15 protein-coding genes are annotated in these 19487 nt (G+C 65.2%); 2 read left to right on the plus strand and 13 right to left on the minus strand.

Features of this window, described 5'->3' with window-relative positions:
* Window positions 1-64: 64 nt before the first annotated feature.
* Window positions 65-814: a tetratricopeptide repeat protein gene (locus RM530_RS15130; RefSeq protein WP_311366094.1), complete on the plus strand. Its 750-nt coding sequence runs from the start codon at window positions 65-67 to the stop codon at window positions 812-814.
* Between the two features lie 401 nt (window positions 815-1215).
* Here the strand turns inward: RM530_RS15130 and RM530_RS15135 are convergent, their stop codons facing one another.
* From RM530_RS15135 to RM530_RS15195, 13 genes are all read right to left on the minus strand, one after another.
* Window positions 1216-2799: an ABC-F family ATP-binding cassette domain-containing protein gene (locus RM530_RS15135; RefSeq protein ID WP_311366095.1), complete on the minus strand. Its 1584-nt coding sequence runs from the start codon at window positions 2797-2799 to the stop codon at window positions 1216-1218.
* Window positions 2800-3109: 310 nt separating this feature from the next.
* Window positions 3110-4234 (minus strand): ABC transporter permease, encoded by a 1125-nt coding sequence (locus tag RM530_RS15140; RefSeq protein ID WP_311366096.1) that lies wholly within the window; start codon window positions 4232-4234, stop codon window positions 3110-3112.
* 2 nt (window positions 4235-4236) lie between these two features.
* On the minus strand, window positions 4237-7008 hold the full coding sequence (gene rbbA, locus RM530_RS15145; protein WP_311366097.1) for a ribosome-associated ATPase/putative transporter RbbA: 2772 nt from the start codon (window positions 7006-7008) through the stop codon (window positions 4237-4239).
* Window positions 7005-8078, minus strand: a complete 1074-nt coding sequence (locus tag RM530_RS15150) for an HlyD family secretion protein (protein WP_311366098.1) — start codon at window positions 8076-8078, stop codon at window positions 7005-7007. Before RM530_RS15150 ends, rbbA begins: the two co-directional genes overlap by 4 nt.
* Window positions 8079-8093: 15 nt before the next feature.
* Entirely contained in the window at window positions 8094-9638 is a 1545-nt protein-coding gene (locus RM530_RS15155; protein ID WP_311366099.1) for an efflux transporter outer membrane subunit, read from the minus strand.
* A 109-nt stretch (window positions 9639-9747) separates the two neighbouring features.
* Window positions 9748-10554: a transglutaminase-like domain-containing protein gene (locus RM530_RS15160; protein ID WP_311366100.1), complete on the minus strand. Its 807-nt coding sequence runs from the start codon at window positions 10552-10554 to the stop codon at window positions 9748-9750.
* A gap of 61 nt (window positions 10555-10615) precedes the next feature.
* On the minus strand, window positions 10616-11434 hold the full coding sequence (locus tag RM530_RS15165) for an N-formylglutamate amidohydrolase (protein ID WP_311366101.1): 819 nt from the start codon (window positions 11432-11434) through the stop codon (window positions 10616-10618).
* Between the two features lie 244 nt (window positions 11435-11678).
* Window positions 11679-12470, minus strand: coding sequence for a S1/P1 nuclease (locus RM530_RS15170; protein WP_311366102.1), 792 nt, complete (start codon window positions 12468-12470; stop codon window positions 11679-11681).
* Between the two features lie 20 nt (window positions 12471-12490).
* Window positions 12491-14902 (minus strand): efflux RND transporter permease subunit, encoded by a 2412-nt coding sequence (locus RM530_RS15175; RefSeq protein WP_311366103.1) that lies wholly within the window; start codon window positions 14900-14902, stop codon window positions 12491-12493.
* Window positions 14899-15807, minus strand: coding sequence for an MlaA family lipoprotein (locus RM530_RS15180; RefSeq protein WP_311366104.1), 909 nt, complete (start codon window positions 15805-15807; stop codon window positions 14899-14901). The genes RM530_RS15175 and RM530_RS15180 overlap by 4 nt, the downstream gene beginning before the upstream one ends.
* Window positions 15808-15987: 180 nt before the next feature.
* Window positions 15988-16842 carry a PA4780 family RIO1-like protein kinase gene (locus RM530_RS15185; RefSeq protein WP_311366105.1) on the minus strand — a complete coding sequence of 285 codons (855 nt, stop codon included), beginning with the start codon at window positions 16840-16842 and terminating at the stop codon, window positions 15988-15990.
* 198 nt (window positions 16843-17040) lie between these two features.
* Window positions 17041-17169 (minus strand): hypothetical protein, encoded by a 129-nt coding sequence (locus RM530_RS15190; protein WP_311366106.1) that lies wholly within the window; start codon window positions 17167-17169, stop codon window positions 17041-17043.
* A gap of 92 nt (window positions 17170-17261) precedes the next feature.
* On the minus strand, window positions 17262-17936 hold the full coding sequence (locus tag RM530_RS15195; protein WP_311366107.1) for a lysophospholipid acyltransferase family protein: 675 nt from the start codon (window positions 17934-17936) through the stop codon (window positions 17262-17264).
* A 169-nt stretch (window positions 17937-18105) separates the two neighbouring features.
* Between RM530_RS15195 and astB the strand changes: the two genes are divergently transcribed.
* Complete coding sequence (gene astB / locus RM530_RS15200) at window positions 18106-19473, plus strand: N-succinylarginine dihydrolase (RefSeq protein WP_349256257.1); 1368 nt, start codon at window positions 18106-18108, stop codon at window positions 19471-19473.
* Window positions 19474-19487 lie beyond the last annotated feature (14 nt).

Genomic DNA, 19487 nt, shown 5'->3' on the forward strand with positions numbered 1-19487 from the left:
CGGCTTACCGCGAGCTGTTTCGTTCAACAGACCGTTGCGTCAGGTGTGAATCCTGGAGATCCGCTTGAACAAAGAAAACCGTAATCGACTGATCGGAGTGGGTGCCGTGCTGCTCAGTGTTGCTTCGGCCACCTATTTTTTCCTGGTGAACAGCGCCGACGAGCAGGCCGCCAAGGTGGATCTGACCGTCCCCAGTCTGGCGTCGGAACGCATCCTCTACGCACGTTTCGACCCCTGTGAAGGCGCACACGCGGCGCAAGCGGTCGAGGTGGGCTTCACCCACTTCCACGTCTGGCACGACGCGGTTGAACTCGGTTTGAAGCCGCCGAAACACGCATTCCGGGACGCAGGTGAAGCCTTCCGGTATCTCTACGAGCAACTCGGCTGCCGGAACCCCATGGTGGTGTACGCCCACGCCCGAGTGTTGCGGATACGGCAGGACTGGGATGCGCTCATCCCGGTCATCCATCCGGTGTACGCAGACATGGAAGCCGCGCTACCCGAAAGGGCCTCCTACGTGGCCTACACCATGGGGGCCTCAACCAAGGACCCGCAGGAGGCGATTCGGCATTACAGGCGCGCGCTCGATTACCGCGAGGACGACAACGATTCCAGAGTCAATCTCGTTTCCCGCCTCGTGAGCGTGGGTGAATACGCCGAGGCATGCACGCACATTCTGCGGGCTTGGGATTACCCACTCAGTAGCTACGGGTGGGGAACGCTCAATGGGCTGAACGCCGTGGTCGTGCACAAGTACCCGGAGTGCGCGGCACGGGCCAGGGAACGGTCGCAGAGACGGGATGGCGCGACTTGAAGCCATGACAGAAGGAACATGAGACGGGCCATTTGACGTCTACATGGCGGTTTCTCGCATGTTGAGTGGGGCCATTCTTTCAGTGCCAAGGGAGGACACCTGTAGGGTAATAATAGTAATAGGGGACAGACCACGGTTTTTCGCTACCTTGGAGGCACCCACTGTCCCCTGCATGCCTGATCGGGCGCGGCGCACAACGCGCGGCCGCAACCGTGGCTCCGGGCTCGTGCTCGGCCTGCTCCTCGGCCACTGGCTGTTCGACGACTGAATGCAGTGCCGGCGTGTGAAAGGAACGCGGATATGAAGTGCCGGCCGAACGGATGAGTGCTCCGTTGTCCCTCCGGGAGAAGGCTTTGGGATGAGGGCGCTCGTATGGGGAGAGTGTGCGATTCCACCTGCAGTCAGCTGGAGGCCTTCTTCGACTTCTTGTTGAGGTCGTGCGAATTGAGCCACTTGGCGTAGTCGTCGAGGTCGCCGTCGAAGCCGGTGCATTTTCCGCTGTCGACCAGCCACAGCGTATCGCAGGTGCTGGTGATCAGATGGCGGTCATGGCTGACCAGCATCACCGCGCCGGCAAAGGACATCAGCGCGGTTTCGAGCGCGTGGCGCATGTCGAGGTCGAGATGGTTGGTGGGCTCGTCCAGCAGCAGCAGATTGGGGCTTTGGTAGACCACCATGGCCAGGGCCAGACGCGCCTTTTCGCCACCGGAGAACGGGCCCACCGGTTCGTAGACACGGTCGCCCTTGAAGTTGAAGCCGCCGAGAAACGTGCGAACTTCCTGCTCGGTAACCTTGGGGGCGATGCGCCGGAACAGCACCATCGGCGAGGCGTCCATGTCCAGACTTTCGGTGGTGTGCTGGGCGAAGTAACCGACGCGCAGATGCGTGGCGCGCACCTCCTCGCCCGCCAGCGGCGCGATGGCGCCGGCGATGGTCTGCACCAGCGTGGACTTGCCGGCACCGTTGCGGCCAAGCAGACCGATGCGCTCGCCGGGAGCAACCAGTATGTCCAGGCCGCTGAGAATGACTTTCTCGCCATATCCGGCGGAGACCTTGTCGAAACGCACCAGCGGCGACGGCAGGCGATCCGGCTCCGGAAATTCGAACGAGAACTCGGAATCGGCGTGCACCGCGGCCACCAGTTCCATGCGCTCCAGCGCCTTGATGCGGCTCTGCGCCTGCGTGGCCTTGGAGGCGCTGGCGCGGAAGCGGTTGATGAACTTCTGCAGGTGGGCAACCTGCTTCTGCTGCTTGGCGAAGGCCTGGGATTGCAAGGACAGGCGTTCGGCACGCTGACGTTCGAACTGCGAGTAGTTGCCGGTGTAGAGATTGGCCTTCCTGTTTTCCAGGTGCAGCGTATGGGTGGTGACGTCGTCGAGGAATTCCCGGTCGTGCGAGATCACCAGCAGGGTGCCGGGATAAAGCTTGAGCCAGCCCTGCAGCCAGATCACGGCGTCCAGATCGAGATGATTGGTGGGCTCGTCCAGCAGCAGCGCGTCGGAACGCCGCATCAGCGCGCGCGCCAGATTCAGGCGCATGCGCCAGCCGCCGGAGAACGCGGACACCGGTTGTTGCTGCGCTTCCTGCGAAAACCCAAGGCCATGCAGCAGCGAGGCGGCCCGTGCCGGCGCGGCGTAGCCGCCGATCACGGCAAGGCGCTCATGCACATCGCAAATGGTTTCGATGTCTTCTTCGACTTCGGCCTTGGCGAGACTGGCTTCAAGTTCGCGCAGCTCGACATCGCCATCCAGCGCGAACTCGATGGCAAGGTCCGGCAGTGCCGGCGTTTCCTGCGCGGCGGTGGCCACGTCCCAGTTGTTCATCGAGGAGATCGTGCCGGTGTCCGGCGCCAGCTGGCCCAGCACGGCAGCGAACAATGTGGACTTCCCGGTGCCATTGCGGCCGATCACGCCAACGCGCCATCCGCCGTGTATGGAGAAGGTCGTGTCTTCGAGCAGCGCACGCGGACCGCGGCGCAGGGTCATTTGTGTAGCGGAGATCATCAGTGAGTCAATTGCAGTGCGTATTGGCGGCCGGGTACGGACCGCGCGTGAGATTTTCGGGCGTGCGACCACAAGGCCGAAGCGCTCCGTGCCAGGACCAATTCCTGACGCTCGCCTGCCGGTGGCGAAACCCGAGGGGGCGCCATGGTGACAGGTGTTGGCCCCGAGTTGACCGAATTTCACGATGTGTTCGAAAAAAATCTCGGCGCGGTACGCTGCGGCGCCCGATTTTGCGGCCCAGGCCATTGGCGGCATTCAAGTTTTCCGGCGCCTGTGGCGATTCCGGCGCCGCTCAGCTCATCTGGGCGATGGTCTTGCGGAAGCGGCTCAGCGAAAGCAGGAACAGCAGCGTTCCGATCAGGGCGATCGCGAGCATCTGCGGCCAGACCGCGCTGAAGCCGGCGCCGCGATAGAGGATCGCCTGCGCTGCCGATACGAAGTGCGTGGTCGGCGCGGCCAGCATGATCGCCTGCACGAACTGCGGCATGCTCTCCCTCGGCGTGAGCCCGCCGGACAACATCTGCAAAGGTAGCAGGGTAAGCATCATCAGCAAGGCGAACTGCGGCATGCTGCGTGCCAGGGTTGCCATGAAGATGCCCATCGAGGTCGTGGCGAAAAGATGCAGGCCCGCGCACAGCAGGAACAACGGCACCGAGCCTTCCACCGGGATGCTCAGCGCGCCCTGCACGATGAACGTCAGGGACAGGGCCGTGGCCACAAGCACCACCGCACCCATGGACCAGACCTTGGCGAGCATGATTTCGCCGGGTGTGACCGGCATCACCAGCAGATGTTCGATGGTGCCGTGTTCGCGCTCGCGGATGAGCGCGGCGCCGGCCAGCACGATCGACAGCATCGTGACGTTGTTGATGATTTCCATCAGCGCGCCGAACCAGGATTCATCGAGATTGGGATTGAAGCGGGCGCGCAGCGCAAGATCGACCGGCGGCGGCGTGGTATCGCTGTAGCGGCGTACAAAGGTGTCGATCTCCGTCAGCACGATCTCCTGAATATAACCGCTGCCGGTGAAGGCCTGGCTCATGCGCGTGGCGTCGACGTTGAGCTGGATCACCGGAGCGCGGCCTGCCAGCACGTCGCGCTGAAAATCCGGCGGAATATCCAGCGCGAAGGTGTAGCGGCCCTCGTCCATGCCGGCATCGACCTCACCAATCGAGATGATCGACGGGTCCAGGAAGTGCGGCGGATAGAACGCCGAGACGATGCGCCTCGACAACGGTGAAGCATCCTCGTCGACGACCGCGATCGGCGCCTTGTGCAGGGCCTCGGGCAGCGATGTGGCCGCGGTATAGACCGAGACGCTGAAGGTGTAGACGATCAGCACCAGCATGATCGGGTCACGCACCAGGCTCCACAGTTCCTTGACGCCGAGCCGGAAGACATTGGCGAGGCCCGACATCCTCAGCGCCCCTGTTTCTTCAACAACGCGACGGACAGGCCCAGGACCACCGGAACCGCGCACAACATCGGCCACAGCGCCGATTGCAGCTCGCGCAGCTGCAGCGCCTTGTTGAAGACGCCGCGACCGATGGTGACCATGTGAGTGGCCGGATAGATTTCGCCGATCACGCGGCCGAGCCCTTCGAGCGAGGACACCGGATCGATCATGCCGCTGAACTGCACGGCCGGAATCATGGTGCCGATCACGGTCAGGAACATCGCGGCGACCTGGCTGCGCGTGAAGGTGGAGGCGAACAGTCCGGTACCGGTGGAAAAGGTAACGTAGATCAGCGAGGCCAGTGCGAGGGCGAAGAAACTGCCCTTCACCGGCACGCCGAACACGGTGACGGCGAGCAGGGTCATCAACAGGAAGTTGAGCATGCCCAGCGCGATGTACGGCAGCTGTTTGCCGAGCAGGAATTCGGAGCGCGTCACCGGCGTCACGTAGAGATTGATGATGGAGCCCAGTTCCTTCTCACGCACCACCGACAGCGCTGCCAGCATGGCAGGGATCATCAGCAGCAGGATCGGAATCACCGCCGGCACCATCGCCGGCAGACTCTGTACCTCCGGGTTGTAGCGAAAGCGCGTCTCGATGCCGGCCGCCCCGACGGCGCTCTGTCCGAGCCGGGTCTGCGCGACGCGCAGCAACCAGCTCTGATGCATCCCCCGCACATAACCGCGCACGGTTTCGGCGCGCGACGGCATGGCGCCGTCGATCCAGGCGCCGATCTGCACCGGCCGGCCGCCACTGAGATCCCGCGCGAACCCGGCCGGGATTTCGACCGCCAGAGAGATTTCACCGTGGCGCATGCGTCGATCCAGATCCTGATAGTCGCGGATCGGTTCACGCTCCACGAAATACCGCGAGCCCGAAAGATTCAAGGCGTAATCGCGGCTCAGGCCGGTCTGGTCGCGATCCAGCACGGCGAAACTCAGGTTTTCGACATCCATGGTGATGCCGTAACCCATCACGAACATCAGTATGACGCTGCCGAGCAGGGCCAGCGTCGCGCGGACCGGATCGCGCCGCAGTTCCAGCGCCTCGCGCGCGGTGTAGCTGTAGGCGCGTCCGAAGCTGAATCCCCGGCGCGGACGGCGCGCCGGCCCGCCGCCGGCATTCGGCGGCGTCCCGCCGAACCGTGAATGCTCGGGCGCGGCCGGAGCCGACGGATCCGGCGGAGCCGCGCCGGCGGCCGCCTCGAGATAGCCGATGAAAGCCTGCTCCAGGCTTTGCGCGCCCCACTTGCGCACCAGCTCGGCCGGCGCGTCCGTCACCAGCACGCGGCCCGCATGCATCAGAGAGATACGGTCGCAGCGCATCGCCTCGTTCATGAAATGCGTGGAAATGAAGATCGTCACCTGGTCCTTGCGCGCCAGATCGATCATCAGCCGCCAGAAGTCGTCGCGCGCTACCGGATCGACGCCGGAGGTCGGCTCGTCGAGGATCAGCAATTCGGGCTTGTGGACCATGGCCACGGCCAGCGACAGGCGCTGCCGCATCCCCAGCGGCAGCGCCTCCGGCATCACGCTGCGGACCTCCACCAGCCCGAAGCGCGTCAGCATCTCCTCGACGCGCGCGCCGATCTGCGCAGCCGGTACATGGAACAGGCGCGCGTGCAGCACCAGGTTCTGCTGCACGCTCAGTTCGGAATACAGCGAAAAGGCCTGCGACATGTAGCCGACGCGGCGACGGGTCGCGATGTCGCCGGAAGCGACGGGCTGCCCGAACAGCGAAGCCCGCCCCTCGCTGGCCGCCAGCAGGCCGGTCAGCATCTTCATGGTGGTGGACTTGCCGCAGCCATTGGAGCCGAGAAAGCCGAAGATCTCGCCGCGGCGGATGCGGAAGCTGACGTGGTCGACTGCCGTGAAGTCGCCGAAGCGCATCGTCAGATCGCGTGCCTCGATCGAAATCGCCTGCCCCAGGGCCTCGGTCAGCGGGGGCACCACCACCGCCTCGTAGCCGCCGCGCTGCGACTCCGGCAACAGCGAGACGAAGGCTTCTTCGAGCGATCGCGTGCCGGTCTGCTCGTGCAGTTCGCGCGGCGTGCCGGTGGCGAGCACGCGACCGCCATTGATCGCCACCAGCCAGTCGAAGCGCTCCGCCTCTTCCATGTAGGCGGTGGCGACGATCACGCTCATGTGCGGCCGTTCGCCCCGGATACGCTCGATCAGGTCCCAGAACTGCTTGCGCGACAACGGGTCGACGCCGGTGGTCGGCTCGTCGAGAATCAGCAGTTCCGGGTCGTGGATGAGCGAACAGCACAGACCCAGCTTCTGTTTCATGCCGCCGGAGAGTTTGCCGGCCGGTCGGTTCAGGAACGGGCGCAGCCCGGTGGCGGCGGTCAATTCGTCGATGCGCCGGCGCCGCTCCGCAGCGTTGTGGCCGAACAGGCGGCCGAAGAATTGGAGGTTCTCCTCCACCGACAGCGTCGGATACAGGTTCCGGCCCAGTCCCTGCGGCATGTAGGCGATATTCGGGCACACCGCCTCGCGGTGGCGGGCGCTGGCCATGTCGCCGCCGAGCACCTCGACCCGTCCCCGCTGCACCGCCCGAGCGCCGGCGATCAGGGCGAGCAGGCTGGACTTTCCGACACCATCCGGCCCGATCAGGCCGACCATGCGGCCACCGGGCACCACCAGGTCGATCGCGTCGAGCGCGACAGTCTTGCGGTAGTGCAGGCCGACGCCGTCCAGCCGGGCGACCGGCCGGCGCGCGGACTCGTCGCTCATTCCGGAACCTGCGTGTTCAGTTCCGTCGGCCACGGTGCCGTATCGTCCAGCCGGACCCAGGCGACACCGGGGAGGCCGGTCTTGACCTGGGTGAGATACCGCTGCAACAGCGCACGGTCGATCTGCGCCTTGACACGGAACATCAGCTTCTGCCGTTCGCTGGCGGTCTCCACGGTCTTGGGCGTGAACTGTGCGGTGCTGGCGACATACGAAACCCGTGCCGGGATCACGTAACCCGGCGCCGCGTCGAGCACCAGGCGCACTTCGTCGCCCATGGCGACACGTCCGGTCACGGTCTCTGGCAGAAAGAAGGTCATGTAGACATCGCCGAGATCCACCAGATTGAGCACCTTGCCGCCGCCGCCAACGACCTCGCCGGGCTGCGCGATGCGGTACTGCACACGGCCGTCACGCGGCGCCTTGAGCTGTCCGTCCCGGATATCGGCTTCGATCCGCGCCACGGTGGCTTCGGCCGCAGCGCTCGCCGAACGTGCGCCGACCACCTGCGCCTCGGCGGCATCGATGGCGGCTCGCGACGCCGCCGCCTGCGCCCTCGCCGCCACCAGCGTGGCTTCGGCGCGGCGCACCGAGGCACGGTCGTCGTCGAGTTGCTGGATCGAAGTGGCGCCTTCCTCCGCCAGCGTCTCGGATCGCGCCAGCCTCCGCTGTGCGGCATCGAGTTCCGCCTCGCGCTGGACCACCACGGCTCGCGCCGCGGCCAGCTCGCTGCGGCGCACGGCAACCTGCGCCTCGGCGCTGGTCACGGCGTTTTCGGCTTGCGCCTGGTAGGCCCGCGCCTCGTTGCGCTGTGCCTCCAGCACGTCGATCTGCATCTGCGCCAGCACGTCGCCGCTGTGCACGAAGTCGCCCTCGTTGACGAAGATCTCGGTGATGCGGCCGCCCAGCTTGGCGGCCACGTCGATCTCGGTGGCCTCGATCCGGCCGTTGCCGCTGATAAAGGCCGAACCGGGCCCCTTGGGCCGCATCTGAGTCCAGGTGAAACCGACCGTCGCCAGGACGGCGATCAGCACCGCGAGCGGCACCAGTTTGTTCTTGATTGAAGGATTCATGTGCGTGGAAGCGGGTTACGGAACAAGGGAAGCGGCGGCGTCCTGACCGCCGCCGAGCGCGGCGTAGAGACGGACCCGGCTGGACAGCACCGCGCGGCGCAGTTGCACCAGTTGCTGCTGGGCGGACAGCAGCTCGCGCTGTGCGTCCAGCACTTCGAAATAGGGCGCGGCGCCGAAGTCGTAGCGCTTCTGGGCCAGACGTGCGCGTTCCGACTGTGCCGCCACGGCGGCCTCCAGGTAGGCCGCCTGCTGCGCCAGCCAGCGCCGCGAGGACAGGGCGTCGGAGACATCGCGAAATGCCGACTGAATGGTCTTTTCGTAGTTCGCGACCGACAGATCGCGGCGCACTTCGGCCAGCGCCAGTGCGGAACGGCGGCGGCCGGCATCGAAGATCGGCAGGGAGATGCTGGGCGAGAACGACCAGGCCTCGCTGTCCGATTCGAACAGGCCTTCGAGTTCGGCGCTGGCGCTTCCGTACGAGCCGGTCAGGCTGATGCTGGGAAAGAACGCGGCGCGCGCCGCGCCGATGTTGGCGTTGGCCGCACGCAGACGCTGTTCCGCCGCGACGATGTCCGGGCGCTGCAGCAGCAGGTCGGAGGGCAGACCGGGGTCGAGACGACTACGCATCAAGTTCTCATCACCGACGCCCGTGCCTGCCGGAAGCTCCGTCAGAGGGCCGCCGACCAGCAGCATCAGCGCATGGCGTTGCAGCGCGCGGGTCTGTTCGAGTTGCGCGCCGAGCGCCTGCGCCTGGGTCAGCAGGGTTTCGACCTGTGCCAGGTCGAGCTTGGAGCTTGCGCCGACTTCGTAGCGACGCCGGAAGATGCGCAGGGACTCCTCGCGACTGTCGATGGTTTGTTGCGCAATGGCGAGACGCTCGTCAAGCTCACGCAGACTCAGATACCCGTCCGCGACCTGGGCGATCAGGCTCAGCGTTGCGGCGCGGCGTGCAGCTTCCGTGGCCAGGTATTCGCCGAGCGCGGCATCGCGCAGGTTGCGCACCCGTCCCCAGAAATCGAGTTCCCAGACCGGCACCTGCAGGCCCGCCCGGTACTGGCTGGCGACCTGGGGCTGACCGGTATAACTGAGGTCGGCGGGAGTGCGCGCACGCGTACCGGAAACACCCACTCCGAGCACCGGATACAGCTCTGAACGCTGGATCCCATAGAGCGCCCTCGCCTCTTCGACGCGCAACACCGCGAGGCGTAGATCGCGGCTGTTGCGCAGCGCCTGGGCGATCAGGGCGCGCAGCGCCGGGTCGGCGAAGAATTGAGACCAGACGATCCCGGACGCCGTTGTGGATGCACCCTCGGCGACGGCGACAGCCACGGACTCGGCGTAGCGCGGTTGCACCGGCAGCGGCGGGGCCTCGTACGACGGCGCCATCGACACGCAGGCGCCGAGAACCAGTGTGCCGCTACCGAGCAGTCCACGAATGAATGCCGCACGCCAAACCCGCTCGGAGCGGAGCGCTCGGCCCTGATCGAGTTCAGACCGGTGCGGACGAGATCGACAAAGGCGAGGTGCGCATGGGCGCGGGTTGGGCAAACCGATTTTCATTCCGGCAGCTTGTGGCACACCGCCGCGATGCGCATTGACGTCCGTCAATCACATCAAGGTCGCACCGCGCTCCGAATCACCTGGACGGCCGCGTGCCTGCCCGCTGCGGCTACCCCACCTGATCGGTCCATACCTTGAAGCTTTCGAGAATGTTTTCGCCGAAGGCCGTGCTGATCGCCACGTCCGCCGCATCACGGCCGCGCGCGATCAGCACGCGGCCAATGCGCGGCTGATTGTTGCGCGCATCGAAGGTGTACCAGTTGCCGTCCAGATAGGCCTCGAACCAGCCGGCGAAGTCCATCGGCCCGTACGGCGGCGGCATGCCGATGTCGCCGAGATAGCCGGTGCAGTAACGCGCCGGAATGTTCATGCAGCGACAGAAGGCGATCGCCAGATGCGCGTAGTCGCGGCAGACGCCGGTGCCATCGTGATATGCCTGCAGGGCGGACTTGGTGGCGTTGGCGTGCTCATACCCGAAGCGGATGTGCGTGTGCACGAAGTCGCAGATCGCCTGTACGCGCGCCCAGCCCAGCGGCGCGTTGCCGAACAGTCCCCAGGCAATCTGGGAGAGCCGGTCGGTTTCGCAGTAGCGGCTGCCCAGCAGATACACCAGGGTCTCGGCCGGCAGGTCCTGGACTTCATACTGCCAGGCGTTGGGCACAACGATTTCCGGCAGCCCGGAATCCCGCACCACGGCGTCGGCCGTCATGCGCAGGCGGCCTTGCGGCGCAACCAGACGCGAGCACCAGTTGCCGAAACTGTCGCGGTAGGCCGTGACCGGCACCGAGGGCGTGGTGATCAGGTGATCCGGCTGCATCAGGTCCGACGCTCGACTGTAGTGCACGTTGAGCGTGAGGATCAGCGGCGTGGGCTTGGGGAAGTCGTAGATCAGTTCGTAACCGACGCGAATCTGCATGCCAGGGTCTCGAAAAGCGCACGGCGGCGCTGTAAATGTCGCGGGGCTGGAATCGGCGGCCTCAGGCCGCCGCGAGTCCCGCAGGAAGTTGCTTGAGCAGGCTGGCCAGTCGTCCGGCCCAGTTCTTCTGTCCGGCCTGGTCTGCGATCAGGTCCTGGCGGATTTCGATACCGACGTGCGCGATACCGCGCATTTCACCATGCAACGGCAGCGTGTGATCCAGATCATCATCAATCGCATACGGCTCGTTGTCGCCTACGGTGAGACGTTCATCGCGCCCCAGGCGCTTGAGCATCTCGGCGGCCAGTCCATGGCGGTCCTGGCGATACATCAGCCCGATATGCCAGGGCCGGGAGTCGCCGCGATAGACCGGCGTGAAGCTGTGTACGGCGATCAGGATCGTGGGCTTGCGTGCAAGCATGCGCTGATCCAGGAGCGTCGTGATCGCCGCGTGATACGGATTGAATATCTGCAACCGACGGGCTGCCGCCTGTTCCGCGCTCAGGTGCAGATTGCCGCTCACCCGCCCCCACTCGCTCTGAGTGGCGATGAATTCTGGGCTGTGCGGCGGCCGATTGCAGTCCACCACCAGGCGTGAATAGTTTTGCAGGATCAGGCTCGCATCGAGCCGCTCGGACAGGGCCTGCGCGACCGCCGCGGCGCCGATGTCCCAGGCGATATGACTGGCGCGCTCGCCTTCGCTCAGGCCGAGCAAACCCAGCGAACCGGGAATGCGCGCGCTGGCATGGTCGCAGACCAGCACGAATGCGGACCCGCCCTCGGCGCGCAGCACGCTGAAGGCGGGCGGTTCACCAGCCGCAAGCAGCGGCGCAAGCGCAGTGGACAGCGGTGTCGGCGTCGCAGCGTCGAGAACACTCATGCGCAATGACTCCGTAAACCGCGCAGACACACGGCCACACGCGAACCGCCGCGGCGATCGGCGGGAAATGGCAAGACGATTGGATAAGCGGTCAAAACAGGCTCCAGACTAAGGACGGGGCTGCGGGCTTGTCGGCAGCCAGCGATCCAGGCTGGAAGCGTCCTCGGGGACGACGAAGCCAAGGCCGGCTTCGTGCAGTCGCAGGAGTATGCGCCGAATCCAGACGCATCGTATTGCGGCGCGTTCAGTCCGCGAGTGTCTGATTCAAGGCGGCCGCCAGACGCGCGCCGCCGGTACGCAGTCGAATATCCAGCGTGGGCCACCAGTTGCGCTGATAGCGGCCCGCCTCCAGCTTGTGCTCCGGATAGAAGCCGGGGCTGGAAATGATGCGGCAGTCCTCCACCGCCCAATCGCGTGGGCCGGCCTGTTGGTCATGTCGGATCGGACCTTCTTCGCGCAGTTCGTCGACGAGCTGTGCGGCGTCCAGACCGTGCCGGTGGATCATGCCGGAGTCCCACCAGGCGTGGAGATTACTGCCCTGCCCGTCCGCCTGGAGCTGATAGGTATTGCCTCCACGGTCGTCGCCGAAGGAACCGTGCAGGGGCTGGTGGATGTCACCGATGAAATGCACGACGTACTTCAGCGCGATGAGACGCGCTTGCGGTTCCGCATCCGAGGCGAGCACGGCCAGCTGGCGGTCGATCTGTGCGACCACGCATTGTCCGCCCGGGCAGTCGCGTTCCGGCAGGTACTCGCATTGCCCGCGCGGAAAATTGACGTAGTGCCAGGCGTAGGTCTCCTGGCTGCGCGTCTCGTCCGCCCAGCTCGCGATCGAACCGAGCGTGGCGCCGGGCTCCTGCGTCAGCAGGGCGTCCACTTGCTGACGGGCGGCGGGGTTCAGCTGCCCATACGCCAGTTCCGCAACCACGCGATGGCCGACCGGCCCCCAGGCCTGGGCAGGCGCGGCGAAGAACGCGCTCAAGGCCAGACACAGGTGCCCCAGGGCCTCGATCGGGCGAATCGGATATCGGTGCATGGCTGCGCTTCCTTGGGGATTCAGGTGCTCGTCGCCGGCTGTTTGCCACCAAGGCGCAGCAGCAAGGCTGGCAGCAGCAGCAGATCGGCGATCAGCGCCACCAGCATCGCGGTACCGGACAACAGCCCGAACAATATGGTCGGCACGAAGTCCGAGAACGCCAGCAGGGCGAAACCCAGCACCAGAATCAGCGTGGTGTAGATCAATGCGGCACCCACGCTGCGATGACTGCGGCGGATCGCTTCAGCCATGTCGGCACCGCTTTTTTGTTCCTGGCGCACACGATGCACATAGTGGATCGTATCGTCCACGGCGATGCCCATGGCGACCGAGGCGATGGTGATGGTCATGAAGTCCAGCGGAATGCGCAGCCAGCCCATGATACCCAGCACCACCAGCGACGACAGGATGTTCGGCACCAGCGCGATCAGGGCCACGCGCAGAGAGCCGAAGATCACCCAGAACGCGAGGCCCAGCACCACGAAGACCACGCCCAGCGTCAGTTCCTGCGAGGTAAACAGTCGCTCCAGCAGATCTTCGTACAGCACCAGCAAACTGGTGAGTTGGTAGTCATCACGGTCGAGGCCGAGTGCCTCGATCTGACGATGCAGGGTATCGAGCAGTTCGCCGCGGTCCAGACCTTCGGTGGTGTCCTGGATTCGCGCGGACAGACGCAGTTCGCCACTGTCTTCCGAGAAGTAGCTGCCGACGAGGTCCTTGCGCAGGGAATCATCCAAGGTCCAGTACACGGCCGTGAGTTCGGTTTCGGTCAGCGGGCGATTGCCGTTGAGCCCGCGCGCCAGCTCGGTGAAGTTGACGATCGACAGCACCGTGCCCATGGCCGGCTGCTGTTCCAGCACGGCCTGGATCCGCTGCGCCATCTGCACGGATTCGGCGCGCAACACTAGGTTTCCGCTGTTCGGGCCGCCATCCGGCAGGTGGTAGATCACGTCCAGTGGCGTGGAGCCGCCCATCTCGCGATCGACGAAGGCCAGTTCCTTGTGGATTCGCGTGGAATCCTTGAAGTAGTTGATGAAGCTGTTTTCCACGTCCAGCAGCAAGGCGCCGGCAATGCTGGCGCCGAGCAGCGCAAGGCCGGCCACGATCATCAGACCACTGCGCCGCAAGGCAAGTCCCGACAGAGCGCCGGTCACGCCCTGGGTCCAGCGGTCGCTTTGCGCGCGGTCGCGCCGGCCCAGCAGCAGCATCGCCGTGGGGAACAGGATCAGGCTGGTGAGAATGGACACGCCCATCGCCACGATCATCATCAGGCCGAAGGCGCGTACCGGCGCGATGTCGCACAGAATCAGCGAGGCGAAACCCACCGAGGTGGTGAGCCCGGCGTACAGACAGGGGCCGATCTTCTCGCGCAGGGTGCGTTCCACCAGGCTGCGCACATCGGCGGCTTCGTCCTTGGCCTGCTCATCGCGGTACTGGACGATCAGATGCACGACGATCGCCAGCGTCAGCACCAATTGCAAAGCCATGAAGTTGGCCGAAATCACCGTAGCCTTGAGGCCCAGCAGGCCGAACAAACCCACCGTCATCAGCACGCTGACGGCACAACAGGCCAGCGGCAGCGCCACCCACAGGAAACGGCGGAAGATCAACATCAGCACGATGCCGATCATCGCCACCACGGCGACACCGAAGACCTTGAGGTCCTTGCGCACCATGCGAATCAGGTCCACACCGAGCACCTGGACACCGCCGAGGTAGATGTTGGCGTCGTCCTCGTACTCGGCCACGATGCCGCGAATCGCATCGACCTCGTCAGCGCGTTGCAGGCGCAGTTCCTTTTCGATCGGCGCGGCCTGCTGCTTCAGGTCTTCGAGCGCGGCTTCATCGTCGTCGCCGAGTTTGCCGTCGAGCCGCTTGGCCTGGATTTGCGTGATCTGGCGATTCAGCTCACCGAGCCTGGCGTTGCTTTTGAACAGCACCTGCAAGGCCGTGGCGGTCTGTTTCCTGTTGACCAGCAGGCCTTCGTAGATCGGATGGCCGCTGAGAATCTGCTTGAGCCGCTGCGGGCTGAAGCTGCGGTTCTGCATTGTCCAGTCGTCAGGATTGAAGCCGCCGTCCAGCCCGATCGAGGCATCGGCCGGGATCAATGGCACATTGACCAGCGAACGCACCGACTTGACCCGCTCCAGCTTCTCGATGGCGGCGGACATGCTGCGCAGATCGTCCAGCGACGCCGGGTCGAAGATGCTGCGCTGGCGCGGCTCGTAGGCCACGAACATGAACTCCTCGGGCGAGAAGCGCTGCTGCACGACGCGATTCTCGATGTACAGGCGGTTGCCTTCGGAGATCAGCGTGTCGGCCGATGCGTTGACCTCGAAGCGGCCCACGAACGCCGTGAGGCCCGCCGCCACGATCAGGAAAGCCAACAGCACCGATACCGGGTGGCGGCTCAGGCCGCGGATCGGACTCATTCCTGGCTTTCCCCCTTCTTGCCGTAGATGTCGTCGCGCTGCAAGCCTTCGAGGTGCAGGTTGCGGAAGAAGATGTAAGGGTCTTCGGCCTTTTCACGCAGCGTGGTGTAGCTCTCGGCCGAGGGTGCGAACGACTGGAACCCGTCGAAACCGGTAATCACCGTGGATTCGGGCTGGTCCACCAGGTACGGGATCGGATTGAGGAAATAGTCGGCCACCACGCCGGCGCCACTGCGCAGATCGGATGGCCCGAAGAACGGCAGCACGATATAGGTACCGTAGCCGCTGCCGTAACGCGACAGGGTATCGGCAAAGCCCGTGGTTTCGCGCTTCATGCCGAGCCAGCTATCGGCCGGATCGAAAATGCCGAGCAGACCCACGGTGCTGTTGACCACGAAACGCAGGACATCGCGCCCCGCCGCCTTGGGCTTGGCCTGCACCAGATGATTGACCGCATGGATCGGCATCTTGATGTTGTGGAAGACATTGCCGATGCCCGTGCGCACCGGCTTGGGCAAGGCCTTCTGATAGCCCTTGGCCAGCGGGATCAGGGCGTAGCGATAGGTCACGTCGTTGAACGCGAAGATCGCGCGGTTGATGCGGATCAGCGGGTCCTTGGGCTCGGGGAAGCCGACGACGTCCGGATCGACCTCGCCGTTCTCGCCAGGCTGCGGGTCTGCGATGACGGTGGGCTCGATGCCGCCGGGCAACGTCCGCGGCTGAGGCTGCGTGGCTTGTACCGGCGATGATGCGGCGGTCGGGCTGTCGGAATCGCGCTCCGGGGTGGGCGTGGACGCACAGGCGCTCAGCAAGGCCGCCAGCAACAGCGCCGCCAAGCGTCCTCGCGCCCGCCAGGGGCGGTCCGTGCCGACTGAACACCGGGCCAGCGTCTTGAGCTTCGTCACAAGCATTCTCCCTTCGCCGTGCCGTGAGCCGTTACCGGCACTGCGTATTCACGCCGCGATAGGCGCAATCAAGGTGAGACTAGAGGGGCCTGGCTTAAGCCAGGGTGACGCAGATGCTGTCGGCGATGGCGTCCAGGCGGTATGGCCCGCGAATCAGCTCGCCGACAATCGAGGACGCGCTCAGTCCTCGTCGGCCTCTTCGCGCCCGCGCTGGCGCGCTTCGGCTTCGAGACGCGCATCCTCGATCTCGTCAAGCACGCCGTCGAGGTCCACCTCGCGGTCGTCGAATTCGAACTCGCCCGTCAGCACCGAATCCGGCCGCAGTTCGCTGGCCTGGAACAGCGCCCACATCTCGTGCGCGTAGTGCGTCTTGAGCAGCTCGGGCGCGGCGCGTCCGAAGGTGGAGCGCATGTTGTTGACGTCGCGCAGCAGCATGCTGAACGCATTGTTGTTGCTCGCCGCATCCACGGCCTGCGGCAGGTCGATCACGACCGGCCCATTGCCGTCGACCAGCACGTTGTATTCGGACAGATCGCCGTGGATCAGGCCGGCGCAGAGCATGCGCACGATCTGCTCGATCATGAAGGCATGCCACTGCAGCGCCTGTTCCCGGCTCATTTCCACTTCATTGAGGCGCGGCGCCGGCAGGCCGTCGTCTGCGGTCACCAGCTCCATCAGCAGCACACCGCCGAACACGCCCATCGGCTCGGGCACGCGCACACCGGCGGCGGCGAGCCGGTACAAGGCGTCCACCTCGGCGTTCTTCCATTCGGCTTCCTGCACCGAGCGGCCATGCCTGCCGCGTCGCCCCTTGGCACGGGCGTCACGGCTGCCACGGGCCTTGCGTCCTTCCTGGTATTCGGCGAGCCGGTGGAATCCGCGATGTTCCGCGTCCTTGTAAACCTTGGCGCAGCAGGTCCGGCCGCCGCTGCGCACCACGAACACGGCGGCTTCCTTGCCGCTTTGAAGCTGGCGCACGACCTCGTCGATCAGCCCTTCTTCAACCAGCGGTTGCAGGCCCTTGGGAATTTTCATGGAACGGTGACACGAAATGGCGGACCGGCGTCACCGATCATCAAGCCCTGCGGCCATCGGGAAAACGCTGCGATCGTCACGAACGGGGGGACAACGGCGACTAGCGCTTTTTCTGCTTCTCGGCCTTGACGGCACGCTTTTCGAGCAACGTCAAAGCCGGCTTCTTCTTGGTTTCCTTCTTGCGATCCATGCCCTTGCTCATCGCGAGGCTTCCGGCGCGTCATCAGTGGTATTGCGCGACAGCTTCTTCTGACGCTTTTCTTCCTGCTTCTTGTTCTTCTGCAGCTCGCGTTGTCGCTTGTCGAACTGGTAATTGGGCTTGGCCATGATCTTTCCGCTGCGGATTTCGACCAGTGTAATCGCTCTCAGGCCTTCGCGAAGCGAGTACCGCGACACGGCCGAACTCCGCGTGCCGTGATTCAGCCGGCGCCCAGCGCCGGTCCGGGCCTGGTCGCAACGGCAGGGGCGCAGACCAGCAATTCCATCTGCTTGAGGGAATCGGCGATCGCCGCCTGATGCAGGGCGAAGTCCTCGAACCTCGTATCCGCCGGAACGTGAACGGGCGCACCGTAGTGAATGTCGATGCGCGAGAACGGCTTCGGCAAACGGAACGCATCCCAGCTCTTGAAGCGCCAGTAGCGCGCCGGCATCGGAAAGTACGGCACGATCGGCGCGCCGGACTGCCGGGCCATTTCGATGATGCCGGGTTTCACCACATGGGCCGGGCCGCTCGGTCCGTCCACGGTCACCGCACCGGGAAGCCCCGCCTTGAGGAAATCGATCATTTCGTCCTTGGCTTCCTTGCCACCCTTGTCGATGCCGCGCTTGCGCGAGCTGCCGCGCACCACGGCATGACCGAGCCGCGAACACAGATAGGCCACCGGATCACCGTCGCGCGAACGCGAGACGATCACGGTATGTCGGCGACCGGTCTGCGCAAGGATTCCGCCGAACAGGTTCTGGTGCCAGATCGCCAGGAGATAGGGCTTTCCATCCGCGCCCGGACGCGGTGTGCCGTCCCGAAAGCGATAGGTGAAAGCCAGCAGCCGGATCAGGGCAAAGCCCAGCGGCAGCAACAGATACTTGACCAGCATTGATGTCCCCCGGCGAATCGGTATCGATTCGGTTCGATGCGAACTCGCCGCCCCCGCAACGAGCGCCAGCGCGAGGCTGCGCCGGCCGGCCGCAGTCTACAGGTTTATGCCCGACCGGCCCGGACTGGCACACTGAGCATCCGTTCCAGAACCATCCGCGCATCCGTCCATGCCAGACGCCCTTGTTGAATCTGCCGCCGTTCCCGCCGTGGAAGCCAATTTCGACGGCCTGGTCGGCCCCACACACAACTATGCGGGCCTGGCCTTCGGCAACGTGGCCTCGGCGCGCAATGCCGATCAGGCCTCCAACCCCCGTGAAGCGGCCCTGCAAGGGCTGGACAAGATGCAGGCACTGGCGAAGCTCGGCCTGGCGCAGGGCGTGCTGCCGCCGCAGGAGCGCCCCAACCTGAGTGCATTGCGCGCACTGGGCTACGTCGGCAAGGAAGCGCGAGTGCTGGAAAAGGTGTGGCACGAGGCACCCGGCCTGCTCGCGGCCGTCAGCTCCGCGTCCAGCATGTGGACGGCCAATGCCGCCACGGTCTCGCCGAGCGCCGACACGGCGGACCGCAAAGTGCATTTCACGCCAGCCAACCTGTGCAGCAACCTGCACCGTTCGTTCGAGCCCGAAACCACCTCGCGCGTACTGCGCGCGGTGTTCGAGGACGCGACGCACTTCATTCATCACGCACCGCTGCAATCCACCCCGGCGCTCGGCGACGAAGGCGCCGCCAATCACACGCGCCTGTGCGCGGAGTACGGCGAGGCCGGTCTGGAGCTGTTCGTCTACGGCCAGGGCAGCGAATCCGAACCGGCGCCGGAGAACTATCCGGCCCGGCAGACGCGTGCCGCCTGCGAGGCGATTGCGCGCCTGCACGAACTCGATCCCGCACGCAGCCTGCACCTGTTGCAGAACCCGGCGGTGATCGATCAGGGCGTGTTCCACAACGACGTGATCGCCGTCGGCAATCGCGAAGTGCTGCTCTATCACCAGGATGCGTTTCACGATGTGGACGCACTGAAGCGCTGGCTGCGGACCAGTTGGCGTGGCGCGCGTGCACCGGTGCTGATCGAAGTGCCGCGCGAACACGTGTCGGTGGAGGACGCGATCGGTTCCTACCTGTTCAACAGCCAGCTGGTATGCACCCCGGACGGGCGCATGCATCTGGTGGTGGCGCAGGAATGCCGCGAGAACCTCAAAGTCTGGGCCGAGATCGAACGCATCGTCGAGGCACCGGACAATCCGATCGTCGATGCCCTGGTGTTCGATCTGCGCCAATCGATGCGCAACGGCGGCGGCCCGGCCTGCCTGCGGCTACGCGTGGTGCTCAACGAGCCCGAACGCGCCGCCGTCAATCCGATGTGCTGGATCGACGCGGCCAAGCTCGAGGCGCTACGTGACTGGGTGCGGACACATTATCGCGACCGCCTGGTGCTGGCCGACCTCGCCGACCCCAATCTGCTTGACGAATCGCGCACCGCGCTGGACCTGCTGACGCAGATCCTGGGCCTGGGCAGCATCTATCCGTTCCAGCGCTGAGGGCCGCGACCTCG

Origin of the sequence: Banduia mediterranea, assembly GCF_031846245.1 — a bacterium.
GTDB classification, from domain to species: Bacteria; Pseudomonadota; Gammaproteobacteria; order Nevskiales; family Nevskiaceae; genus Banduia; species Banduia mediterranea.